The organism is bacterium (assembly GCA_024226335.1).
GTDB lineage: Bacteria > Myxococcota_A > UBA9160 > SZUA-336 > SZUA-336 > JAAELY01.
This window is the reverse complement of record JAAELY010000138.1, coordinates 1-12,478: the sequence shown is the minus strand read 5'-3', so window position 1 is coordinate 12,478 and position 12,478 is coordinate 1. Positions and strand designations below refer to the sequence as shown.

The 12,478-nt window shown below is 60.7% G+C and carries 12 protein-coding genes and 1 pseudogene; 8 read left to right on the top strand and 5 right to left on the bottom strand.

Annotation, left to right across the window (positions count from 1 at the left end; translation table 11 throughout):
- Positions 1-262: 262 nt before the first annotated feature.
- The 4 genes from GY725_06450 to GY725_06435 form a co-directional block, all read right to left on the bottom strand.
- Complete coding sequence (locus tag GY725_06450) at positions 263-1,702, bottom strand: metallophosphoesterase family protein (protein MCP4003819.1); 1,440 nt, start codon at positions 1,700-1,702, stop codon at positions 263-265.
- Positions 1,699-2,526 (bottom strand): tetratricopeptide repeat protein, encoded by an 828-nt coding sequence (locus tag GY725_06445; GenBank protein MCP4003818.1) that lies wholly within the window; start codon positions 2,524-2,526, stop codon positions 1,699-1,701. Before GY725_06445 ends, GY725_06450 begins: the two co-directional genes overlap by 4 nt.
- Before the next feature lie 142 nt (positions 2,527-2,668).
- The gene (locus GY725_06440) at positions 2,669-3,664 is read right to left on the bottom strand and encodes a potassium channel protein (GenBank protein ID MCP4003817.1); all 996 of its coding nucleotides are present in this window, start codon (positions 3,662-3,664) and stop codon (positions 2,669-2,671) included.
- Positions 3,661-4,881 (bottom strand): CBS domain-containing protein, encoded by a 1,221-nt coding sequence (locus GY725_06435; protein ID MCP4003816.1) that lies wholly within the window; start codon positions 4,879-4,881, stop codon positions 3,661-3,663. Before GY725_06435 ends, GY725_06440 begins: the two co-directional genes overlap by 4 nt.
- A gap of 287 nt (positions 4,882-5,168) precedes the next feature.
- On the opposite strand from GY725_06435, the gene GY725_06430 reads away from it, so the two are divergent.
- From GY725_06430 to GY725_06395, 8 genes and pseudogenes are all read left to right on the top strand, one after another.
- On the top strand, positions 5,169-5,435 hold the full coding sequence (locus GY725_06430; GenBank protein MCP4003815.1) for a hypothetical protein: 267 nt from the start codon (positions 5,169-5,171) through the stop codon (positions 5,433-5,435).
- Between the two features lie 146 nt (positions 5,436-5,581).
- Entirely contained in the window at positions 5,582-6,490 is a 909-nt protein-coding gene (locus tag GY725_06425) for a diguanylate cyclase (GenBank protein MCP4003814.1), read from the top strand.
- Between the two features lie 430 nt (positions 6,491-6,920).
- Positions 6,921-7,691, top strand: coding sequence for a hypothetical protein (locus GY725_06420; GenBank protein ID MCP4003813.1), 771 nt, complete (start codon positions 6,921-6,923; stop codon positions 7,689-7,691).
- A 203-nt stretch (positions 7,692-7,894) separates the two neighbouring features.
- A complete protein-coding gene (locus tag GY725_06415; protein ID MCP4003812.1) occupies positions 7,895-8,509 on the top strand; it encodes a TetR/AcrR family transcriptional regulator in 615 nt (204 codons plus the stop codon).
- 12 nt (positions 8,510-8,521) lie between these two features.
- Complete coding sequence (locus GY725_06410; GenBank protein ID MCP4003811.1) at positions 8,522-9,115, top strand: hypothetical protein; 594 nt, start codon at positions 8,522-8,524, stop codon at positions 9,113-9,115.
- A gap of 404 nt (positions 9,116-9,519) precedes the next feature.
- Positions 9,520-9,785, top strand: a pseudogene (locus tag GY725_06405) (tyrosine-type recombinase/integrase).
- A gap of 215 nt (positions 9,786-10,000) precedes the next feature.
- Positions 10,001-10,438, top strand: coding sequence for a hypothetical protein (locus GY725_06400; protein MCP4003810.1), 438 nt, complete (start codon positions 10,001-10,003; stop codon positions 10,436-10,438).
- Between the two features lie 156 nt (positions 10,439-10,594).
- Positions 10,595-11,092: a hypothetical protein gene (locus tag GY725_06395; GenBank protein MCP4003809.1), complete on the top strand. Its 498-nt coding sequence runs from the start codon at positions 10,595-10,597 to the stop codon at positions 11,090-11,092.
- Between the two features lie 157 nt (positions 11,093-11,249).
- Here the strand turns inward: GY725_06395 and GY725_06390 are convergent, their stop codons facing one another.
- On the bottom strand, positions 11,250-12,242 hold the full coding sequence (locus tag GY725_06390; protein ID MCP4003808.1) for an IS110 family transposase: 993 nt from the start codon (positions 12,240-12,242) through the stop codon (positions 11,250-11,252).
- Positions 12,243-12,478 lie beyond the last annotated feature (236 nt).

Genomic DNA, 12,478 nt, shown 5'->3' with positions numbered 1-12,478 from the left:
CGCGCTCCGCGTCCGTCAGCGTCACCGCTGCGCGTGGTCGTCCTCTCTGCCCCATCGTCTGCCCTCCATTCTACTCTGGGAAGACCGACTCCTGAACACTTCAATTAATTCGAGATGGAACTTCTGAAACAGGACACTAGGGAACCCCTGCACAGGGAGGCTTCTCGCTCGAATCCTCCCTGTGCAGAGATTCCCTATATGCTGATCTCGGCCGGTCCGGTCGAGGTGACGCCGCCGCTCTGTGCTGAAAGGGGTTGCGAACTCATCGTGCGCTCCGTCTCGATACCCCTCGCAAGCTCAGCGAGGCGAGCACTGCGAGCAGTAGTGCGATCGCGAACCATGGCGATTTCGGGAACGTGGGCACAGGGAGGGCGGCCGGGGGCTTTTCGATGCGGAAGTGGTCCCGAATGGCGCCCAGTTTGTCGATGAAGATGGCGTCGAGCGTGGATCCGTCCACGTCGATCAGCATGGAGCCTTCGAAGCTCAGCCAGTAGGACATCACGGGATGTTGGCTGACGCCGTTGTTCTTGGATGAGCTTCCCACTACTGCGTAGACCGTGCCTTCGTGCGATGCGGAGCCCAGGGTTGCCTTTTGGTAGGCGCTACCGCTATTGGGATCGCCATCGCCGCCGTCGACGAAGCACTCTCCGAGCCCGCATTCCGAAGACAGGCCATAGTGGCCATCAATCAATACGGAGCGTTCGTAGGAGTGGCTATGCCCGGTGAGTTGCAGGTCGACTCCCCAGGCTTCGATCAGAGGATTGAAGTTCTGTCTCATTTCGAACAACGAGATTTCACCCGAATTGTCGGAGTCGTGGGAGCCCTTCGTATACGGCGGGTGGTGCCAGAAGATGATCGTGAAGTCCTGATCGTTGGCCATCAGGTCCAGTTCGAGCCAGTTGTACATGGGCCCGCCAACCGTGAGATTGGTTCCCTGGGTGGCGGAATCGATACTGATGAAATGGACGTTGCCGTGGTCGAAGGAGTAGTAGGCCTCGGTGCCACTGGCGACACCGCCGGCCTGGCCGCCGGTCGGCATCGTGTAGGAATCGTAATAGGGTCCGCTCTGGCTCGCCGAACTCGAGGCGCCGAGTTCGTGATTTCCAAGCGTGGGAAACAGCGGGGTGTTGCGCATGACTTCGGGATAGACGTCGAAGAACCCGTCGGTGAACTGGGTATCCGTTCCGCTGGGGTAGGCGTTGTCGCCGAGAATCAACCAGACGTCGGCAAGATTCGAACCGGCGTGGTTCAGGTACTTGTTTTTTACCGCATTTGCGTCGGTGCAGCCCGTACTGCTGACGGCGCACTGTCCGGAATCCCCGATCACCCAGATGCGAATCGGTTCGCGTGTGCCTTTGAGTGGTGAGGTCTTGAAGAAGTGATTGGTATCGCCTCCCGCAAGAGTCAGGGTGCTGGTTCCCACCGAGTAGAACCAGGTGGTGCTCGGCGACAAGCCGGTGATTTCGACCTCATGCTCGGTCGTCGGGCCGGTTTCGCTCACGGTGTTGGTCAGGCTGAGATGTGAAGCGCCGTAGCGCACCACGCTTTCACTGGCGATATCGGTCCGCCAGCGTACGACCACGCTATCCGGTGTCGAAACCATCAAATACGGGCTTCGCTCGACGACCGGATCGGCCAGGGCTGGTGCGGAAAGCGAGGCGATTACCGCGGAAAGTCCGATGAGAAGCCATCGTGGCGTCATTTTCTGCCTATCCTTGCCGTGTTTGCCAGCGCTCGCAGACGAAGTCTCGTGATGGCGGGTACGCTCTGTCGCTGCGTCGGTAGCGCTGCGATCTCAGCGAGCGCACTCTCGTAAGCTTGCAGGGCCGCGCTGCTTCGGCCGGCGGCTTCGAGGATTTCGCCCTTGCGGACTCGCCAGGGAACCCGCACGGGAAAGTCTTGTGTTGCCGCGTCCAGGCGTCGGGTGGCGTCGTCGAAACGACCCATTCGCACTTCGATCTCGACCGCTGCGAGTACCAGAGTCAAGAGGGGGCCGATCTTGCGGATTCCTCGTTTCAATCCGCCGAGTGCCTCTTCCAGGTAGGCATCTCCGGCGTCGCTCAGCGTTTTCGCGCGTTCCAGATAGAGATCAGGTCGGGCCACCTGTTCGCGGGCGATGGCGCGCGAGAAATCTCGCGCGGCCTCTGCCGTTTTACCGAGAGCCGCTCGGGTGCGCGCGCGTGCGGCCAGCCCCGCCGGATTCTCCGGCTCCTTTTCCAGGAAACGGGTCAATGCGACTTCTGCTCGAGCGTTCCAACCGCGTTTTGACAGCAGCTGTCCGCGCAGGTAGTGCACCGTTGCCAGATCCGGATCGAGTTGCGCCGCGCGGTCGATATCGGCCCTCGCGGCTGCCCAGTCCTTGCGATCGAGATGCACCGCTGCACGATCCAGGTGTAGCCGAGCCTCCGCGGGGGCCGCGGCGATCAAATCTGTGTGGGCAGCGATCCGCTCGTCATGGCTGCCGTGTGCAATGCTCAGGGATGGAAGGAGCAGCCCGACCAGCAGCAAGATCACGATCTGTGGCATTGCGGATTCCCGTCGGTAGAAAGGCCTTTTCATGACTCCATGATGCTCCCTCGGTTCGACACCGAATTGCATTATAGGGCCGTTCCCAGGCATAGGACAAGAATCATGAACCTGAGAATCCGTCTCTTGCGACTCGCGGGCATCAGGGCGAGGCAAGCTGGGCCAGATGCTCGAGTTTATTGCGCTCGCCGATCACGACCAGGTGATCTCCGGCACATACCTGCAGTTCTTCGTCGGGCACGAGCTGGATGCGATCCTCGCCGCGCTTGAGCGCGACGATGCGCAGTCGCGTGATCTGGTTCTCGAGTGCGCGGATGGTCTGTCCGGCAAGCTCGCAGCCATCAGCGATCCGGATTTCTTCCAGATCTACCTCTTCGCCGAAACGCGGGCGGGCGATCTCCAGGAAGTCGACAACGGAAGGTCTGAGTACCGAAGTTGCCATGCGCAGACCGCCCAGTTGGTAGGCCGACGTTACGTGGTGTGCACCCGCGAGCCGCAAACGACGCAGCGCAGAGTCGGTTTCACCCCGCGCGTGAATCCGGATATTGGGGTTGCTCTCACGCGCGGAGAGGGTGATGAATACGTTGTCGGAGTCTGAACTCGTGGCCGCCACGATCTGCGAGGCACGGGAAATCCCGGCAGCTTCGAGCACATCGTCTGAAATTGCGGAGCCGATGACATAGGCTTCGCCGAGCTTGTCGAGATCTCGCCGGTGTTCTTCATTCTGCTCGATGATGACCATGTCGAACCCGTTGCGTTGCAGTTCTTCGGTGACGATGCGACCGAAGCGCCCGAAGCCGCATAGGATCACGTGGTTTTCGAGTCGCTCTATCTTCTTTTGCATGGCATCTCCCATGATCAACTCACGCAGGCTTACCTCGATCAAGGTCTGCGCAAGAAGTGTGAGCAGGTACAGAGCAGCGCCTACTGCAGTCACGATCAGGATGATTGTGAACAGACGACCTGCATTACTCAGTTCGCGCACCTCGCCGTAGCCTACGGTCGAGACGGTAATTACCGTCATGTACAGACCTTCAAACCAGGTCATGTCCTCGATCAGGACGAAACCCAGGCTTCCGAACACCGTAATCAGCAACAGGCCGCAGAACGCGATAAGTGTTGCTGCTCTCGGACTCATGTGGTCTTCAACCTCGTTCCCGCGGCGTCGCCTTGCCGCTCGAGCGCAATCGCGGCGTGAAGTACGTTCAGAAGCCCTTCCCGCGAGACGCAGCCCCGCAATCTGCCTCCGTCTACTACGGGAAGCTGATTCAGACGGTAGCTCGCCATCTCCTCCAGAGCCCGCCAGCCCGACTCATCTGAAGACGTGAGATGCAGATCCGCAACCGGCGTCATCAGGTCGCCTAGCCTGCAAGAAGCGCGTTGTTCAGGGGGAACCGCCGCGAGTTCGCGCAGCGTGACGATGCCGAGAAGCCGAAAATCGGACTCGACTACGTACAGTGTGCGAAGACCGTGAAGCAATACCTTGTCTTGCAGGGCGCTCGCGACACTGAGCGACGGGCCGACAAATGCGCGCGCCACGGGTTCCATCACATCACCGACGCGGATTTCTCCGAGAGTGCGCTCAAGGCGCATCGCTTGGGCGGGTCCACGTGCGGCCTGGAGCAGGAACCAGCCGATCAGTACGAGCCAGAGGCCGCCGAGAAGTTGCCCTGTGGCCAACGCCAGTATTGCGCCCATCGCCATCAGCGTTCGCGCGACGATCGCTCCTCCGGTGGACGCCACCTGCGTCGCCCGTTCGAAGCTACCGGTCACTCCCCAGACGATACCGCGAAGCACCCGCCCGCCGTCCAGCGGGAAGCCGGGTGCGAGGTTGAAAATCGCAAGGGCGAGATTGATCGACCCGAGCCAGGCGGTTGCGCTGCTCAGCGGTGAACTTCCAGCGGCGGAAAGCACGTCCGCCAGCGTGAGGAAGCCCAGGCCCAGAGCCGCACTCACCGCGGGTCCCGCCAGCGCGATCCATATCTCGTCCTTTGGGCGGCGCGGCTCGCTGCCGAGTTGCGCAACACCCCCGAACAGAAACAGCGTGATCGAACGCACCTCCAGCCCGGTCTGCAGAGCCACCACACTGTGGCCCAATTCGTGGAGCAAGAGCGAAGCGAAGAAGACCAAACTCGCGGCGACCGCCACGCCCCAGCGTTCGATGGCTGCCGATGCCTCGTGCTCGATGGTCATACGTCCGGCCAGCGAGAACGTGACCAGGCCGAAAATCAGCAGCCAGCTCTGGTCGATCGCAATCTCGATGCCGAAGATGCGTCCCAGACGCCACGCGCTGCCGCCGAAAACTCCGGCAGGTGGCGGAGCCTGATTCGATCCGGAGACGCGGGCTGGTGACAACTCTCAACTCCTGACTGTGCGGCTATCAGCCCTCTGGATTTCCAGTCTTCATGCTGACAGGGCTGCAATCAGAGTGCCAGCAGAGGCTCGTTCAATGCGTGCTTCGTGCACGGGCAACGCCAGATTGGGGCGATCCACCACAATCGACGCTGCGACTGGGTGCTACTGCCACAGCGGCGCGGTCTAGAGACTCGCTCGTGCTTCGCGAGCTGGCACGTTCTCTGCTCTCTTGTCTATCGCTCTCTTGGACCGGGTTTCCTTTTGATTGTCATCCGGGAGGATTCACGATGAGTGACCAGAACAAAGGACTGCTGCACGAAGAAGTAGAGACGCTGAGGACCCTGCGCGACGAGCTGCGCGTGCAGCTTCATCTGGCAAAGAATGAAGCGAGAGATCGCTTCGAAGGTGCCGAGAAGTCGTGGCATGAACTCGAGGGTCGGCTGAAGCTGATCGGGCGCGAGAGCCAGGATTCGCTGCACGAGGTCGGGGAGGCTGCGAACAAGCTCGTCGACGAGATCAAGCAGGCCTACAAGCACGTTCGGGAGCTGGTCTGATCCGCGTATCAGACGCCCGACGGCGCTAGATCGGGCCGTCTCGAGCAGGCGAATCGCGCTCGGACTCCGCTGGTCGGGCGACTTCAGACCTTTGTGCCTGGATCCGATCTCATGAGCAGAACATGTTCGTGGAGGCGGGGCTCAAAATGGTCGCCAGATACGGCCGCATTCTCCTTGTAGAAGACACCAAGAGTCAGCGGGAACTCATGCGCGACTATGTCGAAGCGCAGGGTTACGAAGTGCAGATCGCCGCGACGGGTGCCGAAGCGCTTGCCGCTGCCGCAGCGGAAGTTCCCGACGCAGTGCTTCTGGACTGGGAGCTTCCGGATTATCAGGGGCTGGAGCTTATCCGCATCTGGCGCCGCGACGCGGAGATGGAATCCGTTCCCGTTCTGGTCGTGACCGCGCGCAATCGCTCGCAGGACATCGCTGAGGCACTCGAGGTCGGTGCGACGGACTTCGTTCGCAAGCCACTCGGGGACATGTTGGAACTCGGAGCGCGTCTCTCGACAGCGCTCCGCATCAAGACGCTTCAGGATCGCCTGCGCAAGCTGGCATCGCACGATCCGCTCACCGGCCTCCTGAATCGTCGCGCTTTGATGGAGCGACTCGGGCAGGAAGTGCAACGCGCGTTTCGCTACGGCCACGACCTGGCACTCGTGATGGCGGACATCGATCACTTCAAGCGCATCAACGATGAACAGGGCCACGACGCGGGCGATCGAGTTCTGGCGCAAGCCGCTTCTTTTCTGCGCAAGCATATGCGAGAGACCGACATCGTCGGACGGTATGGCGGTGAAGAATTCGTGTTGCTGTTGCCGGAGACGGACAGCCAAGGCGCCTTTATCGCAATGGACCGCATGCGACAGGCGGCCGTCGACCGCCGCTGGGGTACGCGAGAGTGCCCGAGTAGCGTGCGTTTCAGCCTGGGACTGGCTTCGTTCCTGGATCTCGGACTCGACTCTGCCGAGGGCCTGCTCAAGGCCGCAGACGAGGCGCTCTACCAGGCCAAAGAAGGCGGTCGCAACCAGGTCGTACAAGCCGTCCGCCCCTGATCGATGCCTCTTTCGAGGGTATAGAGGCAAGGGTGACGCTGCGATCGCTGATCTCCCGCACAACCCGCGGGCTACGAGACGCCTGGTTGATGCTCGGGCTTTCGCTCGTGCCGTTTCTGGCCATTGAGAGTTGCGCCCGATTGGCGCCTTCGTTGAAATCCGGCGAAGACCCCTCCACTTCGAAAACCGTCGCGCATCCCTACGCGTCCCAGTCCTGGTTTCCCGGCTGGAAACGGGCTCGAGAACAACACATACCGGGCTGGAACGTCGACTACGATCCGTATCGCAGCTGGTGGATACGTCCGGGAAAGCACGACGGTCTGCACGTCCTGCCTTCGGGCTACCGCCAGACAGTGCAAGCCTCTTCCGCGAAAACCAAACGGCCGATACGACCTCGCGGCGTCAAGTCTTTCTCTTCGGTGGTTCAACGATGTGGGGATACACTGCGCGCGATCACGCCACGATTCCCTCGTGGGTGGCTGCACAACTGAGTGATGCTCGTGTCGACGACGTCGAAGTGCTCAACCGCGCCCAGTCCGCCTACAACCTCACCCAGGGACTGGCGACGCTTCTGCTCGAATTGCGGCGGGGTGCCCGTCCACACGCCGTCGTCTTCCTCGACGGTGTGAACGAAGTCGGCCCCGTCGTCGAGGGAGAGGAGCCCGGCGATATCTATCGGGAATCCCACGCACGCCGCCGACTCGCCCGGGAGAACGAAAGCACGAAGGATCTCTTGCTTCGGTTAGGTGGTCGTCTCCGAAGCGTCCAGGCTCTGCAATCCCTCAAGAATGATGGGTCGCAACGCGAATTTGATCTCGATGCCGATTGCAGAGAAATCGCCGACTACTACGCAAACCTGGTACAGATCGGTGTGGCCCTCGGACGGGAATTCGATTTCAAGGTCTTCTTCCTCTGGCAACCCACGCTCGCAATGAGCCAAAAGAAACCCGGACCCTGGGAGACTCGGCTATTGGCCGAACGGAAGACTCTGGGCGCCAATATGATGACGATGCAGAGGGCTTGCTCTCGGCTGGTAGACGACCGGTTGGCTCGCGACGCGGATGAGACGTATTTCCCATTGCACGGCCTTTTCGATGAGGTCGAGGGCGATCAGTTCCTGGATCACTTCGGGCATGTGACCGAAGAGGCAAACGCAAGGATCGCCACCTCCATCACAAAACTCCTTCTTTCCAGCCTGTAGGTTGTGGTCCGAAGAATGGGTCTGGCACCCAGGGGCCGGAATCGAGGATTTTCGGCAACCCAGTGGATCCCAGGCCGGGCGTATCGGCTCGGACCCGGGGCCTCGGTAGAGCCAGACCCATTCTTCGGACCACCGCTCGGGGTTGCCAGAAAATGATCATGATCTATAATGATCACGATCAGTTTTTGGAGCCAGGAACCTCTATGAGCCTGCGAGAGCGCAACAAGGCCGAAAAACTCCAGCGCATACAGCGCGCGGCGCGGGATCTCTTCGAGAAGCAGGGCTTTGCCGGGACGACGGGTCGGCAGATCTGCGAGAGGGCCGGGATCGGCACCGGCACCCTGTTTCTCTACGTGAAGGACAAGCGCGAATTGCTCTTGCTGGTCTTCCAGGAAGAACTGCGACGTCTCTACAGTGAAGGCTTGCGTGGGGCGGAGGCGGCCTCGTCTCTGCCCGACGCGCTCATGGCCCTTTTTGGTGGCTTTTTCGAGTTCTATGCTGCCTATCCGGATCTGGCCAAGGAGATTCTGCTCGAACTCGTGTTTCGCGATCTCGGGCCAGAGGGCTCGGACGGGTTGAGCCTGGAGTTTCTGCAGCACGTTATCGGTCTGGTCCGGCAGGCCATCGAGCGAGGCGAAGTTCGCAGCGATATCGACCCCTTCGATGCGGCAGCGGCTTGTTTTGCACAGTACTCGTTCTGGGTTCCGGCCTGGCTCGGTCCCGGGATCGTCAATCGCAGCGAAGCCGAGGCTCGCCTGCGCACGGGTCTGGTGATGCTAGTAGAGGGCCTGGGCTCTTCTGGGCACCAGAGCCGCTAGAAAGGAAAACAGATGGAACAAGCAGCCCCCGCGTTCAAGGACAGTCTCGAACTCAAAGAAGCATTGAAGCTCTTCTTCTCGGACAATCTCGTGCAGGATTCCGACGGGGGTTACAGCGCTAATTGGGCCAAGCTCAAACTCGGACCGCTGACACTGGCCTTTCCGAACTCCGCGGCTCGCGTACGTGCGCTTCGCCGTCACGATCTGCACCACATCGCCGCCGGTTACGACACCAGTTTCGTCGGGGAGGCAGAGATCGGTGCCTGGGAGATCGCCGGAAGCTGTGCCGACCACTGGCCGGCATGGCTGTTGAATCTCGCGGCCATGGGCTATGGGATCTTCCTGGCCCCGTACGCCTGTCTGCGCGCCTTTGCCCGCGGTCGCCGGACACGCAACCTCTATCGCACCGCCTACTCTGAAGCACTGGCACAGGCTACGGTCGGCGGACTTCGCGACTATCTGGAACTTCAGAAGGCACCAGCCCAGCCAGGAGTTTCCGATGCTTTGTTATTCGGATTCTGGTCGGCAGCGGGCGTCGCAATTCTGCTGTCCATGATCGGTCTGACTCTCTCTCCGATCGCCGTTCTCGCGTGGCTGATGCTCTGAGTCGCGTATTCCTGTTCAGCTTTCGCTGCTGTCCTTGTTCCGGGCGAGCACGTCCTGGGCAGTGTCACTCTCGATGACCAGGTGCGTCCAGACCTTCAGGGCCTTTTTGCGGAGTAGCGGCAGTACCGCTTCGGCCTTCAGGCTATCGCAGTGCGCACAAGGCGCGATAGTAAGAACGACCGCTTTGTCGGCCTTCTTTCTGCGCGCAAGTTTGACCAGATCATCGATCTCGAACAGCGAAACTGCTCGTATGCCGGTTTCGCTGTCCGGGATTGGGCCCGTGCTGCTGAAGGATCAGTATCGGATGTCACCGGCTCGACCCGATGAGCCCTCCTGGAGAAGATCTCGGTGGTTTCCTTCTGCCGCATCCAGGAACACATTGAGTTCGCCATGAGGCCACAGGCATCCGCCGCCGCCACCCCCTTCACGAGAGTGGAATCCAACGAGCGGCCCGACGAGCAGCAGCACGAGCCCACGTGACCAAGAGGGCCACACCTCATACGTTCCGCCACTCGTTTGCGACCCATCTCCTGGAAGACGGCGCCGACCTCCGCACCGACCAGACACTCCTCGGACACAAGGACACAAGGACGTGAGGACGACAATGATCTCCACCCACGTCCTCGACCGCGGCCCCATGGGCGTCCAGAGCCCCTTCGACCGGCTCTGACTTCACAAGAACCCGCCCACCCGCCTGCCAAGATAAATATTTATGCGACTCGAACTGTCGCAATAACGCGCCGAATAAGACGAAAAGGCTTGTAAGTAGCTGTTCTTTGGGAGAAAATGGTTTCGACGGTCGGACGTTATCCGACTCAGCCGCGCATGGGGCGCGGTTGTCGAATAGTAGTTGGACGGCGCGGTCCGAGGTGGAGCGAGACCTGGATGAAACGTCTTGCCATTGCCGTGGTGGTCATACTGATTCTCTGCGGTGGCTACGCGGCGATCCACCTAGCCATGATCGACGTCGGCAGAGCCGTCGTGATTCTGCACAAGAAGACGCCCGACGGAAAGACAAACAAGACGCGGCTCTGGATTGTCGATGCGCCGGGGCACTCATGGCTGCACCATGGTTGGTCGGGCGCGCCATGGATCCAGCACCTCCAAACAGAATCCCTCATCACCATCAATCGAGATGGAACCGAGCACAGGTACCTCGCGTCTCCCGATCGAGGAGCGGACGCTGAGGTCCATAGGCTCCTTCGGGAAAAGTATGAGCTTGCCGACCGGCTTGTCCGTTTCTGGTGGGGTACCGACAAGGAGACCGGATTCTTGACTGGCGAAACCTGCAGAACGGTCCCAATCCGTCTCGTGCGACAATGAGAACCAGAGTGCGCGCCGTCCAACATGCCGTTGCAGTCGGACTGGCTGAAGCGGCGGCGTTCCTGACCGTGGTACACTGCGTTTCATCTGGGTGTTCACTGGCTCGCAGGCAGGTCGCCGCCAGCCGCTGAACGCCGATCCGTTGGGCAGCACCTCGTGCCGAAACGCGAATCCAAGACCGCCGCCGAGCTGATGCGCGAACTCGAAGCCGATCCCAAGTGGGTTGCCGCCCGTGACGAACGTGAGCGACAACTCCGGTATCGAGCGCAGTTCTACGCCAGAGACGAAGCCGACCTGGTATCGGAGCTGCAGGCCGTCGGCTACGCAGTCGAATCGGTGTGGGACCTAGTGAACAACGAACCTCATCCGGTGCTCAACCGGAGATTCACGGGACCGTACGGGAACGCGTACCCGGTACTTGTTCGCCATCTTGGCGTTTCCCACCTCCCGCGGGTTCGTGAAGGCATAGTTCGGGCTCTTTCGGTGCCGGACATCGGAGAGCTAGCGAAGGCAGCTCTCCTCGAGGAGTTCCAGGCAGAGTCGGACTCCGATCTGCTTTGGGTCTTCGCGAATGCGCTACAGGTATCCATGTCGGCAGAAGAGCTTGCGGCTCATCCCGAGATCACAGCGGCGCTCTCCCAGAGAGGCTCGTAGCGCCGGTGCTGCCCAACAAGCCGTTGAACCGGACGAAGAAACAGTTCGGCGCAACCATCTGTTAGCCTGTTGGTATCAACCTTCACTGGCTCGGCGTGACACCGGCGGCCTGTTCCTTCGCCGGTTAACGCCGATCCGTTAGATACTCTATTCGCGGTCAAGCCCCGATCGCATAGAATTTCTCTCCTTCGAAGTCCTTGTCGTGCTTGATCATCCCGTGGATGGCGTGCAGCAGCTTTCGCATCACTGCGACATTCGCCTGCATCTTGGTTTTGCCTCTGCCGAGGAGCTTCTGGTAGAAGGCGGTGACGTGCGGCTCGTGCTGTGCGGCAACGATTGCTGGCAGGAAGAGCGCTCTGCGGATGTGGACGTTGCCCTGCCGGCTGATTCGTGCAGGCTTGTTGACCGAGGTGCCAGATTGGAACACGCGTGGATCCAGCCCTGCGTGTGCAACCCACTGACGCACGTCCATGCCTTCAGGGAGTACGGCAAGCTCGGCCAGGATCTGGATCCCGGCTGCCTCTGCGATGCCCTTCACTGAGGTAATGTGCCCGAAGGCGCACTCGAGGTCAGAATGCTCTGCGATGAGTCTGCGCGCTTGCTCTCGCATCTGGCCCACGCGCCGCTCTAGATGCCTGATGTTTACCTCGATGTCGTTGCGGACGATGTCGCTCATCTCGTCGAAGCTGGAGGCTGCGTGCAGGCGGTTCTTCTCCTGAGTAGCCATCTTGATGAGGCCCTCGATCCGGCGTGAAATGGCTCTGAGGTCAAACGCATGGGGCTCTGGCGGGACCCAGGGATCGAACTCCATCCGGATGGCGAACTCGACGATGATCCCTGCGTCGATGGTGTCGGTCTTGGATCTGCGCAGGTACGCCCCTGCAAACTGACCGATCGTTCGCGGGTTGGCGACCATGACTTCGACTCGCTCGGCCCTGTGCAGAGCCAGCGCCAGGTCGAGGCTGTAAACGCCGGTGGCTTCCAGGACCACCCTGGCGCTGAAGCCCTTCCTCGTGGCCATCCGGATCAGTTTCTTGTGACCCTTGGAGTCGTTCGGTAGTTCGAAGGCCTCGGTGCGTGTCCCCCCGTGATCGATGATCGCGGTAAAGGTCTTGGCGCTGACATCGATCCCGACATGGTTGAGCTTCAAGGTTGTCCCCTATTCATGTAGACTGGGTCCAGGTCCCCTGACCCTGCAACTTCACCTACTCGTCTTGTGAATTCAGGCTCTCGGGCCTCGGATACTCTTCGGCATGGGTGACGAGGGCAGGGGGCCAATCTAACGGTCAAGCTCGATGGCTTCATACGGCAACGGCCTCACCTGGTACCCGTCTGGAGTATACGAAGGTCGTATTCGAGGGCTCGGGATCGATATACAATACGGCG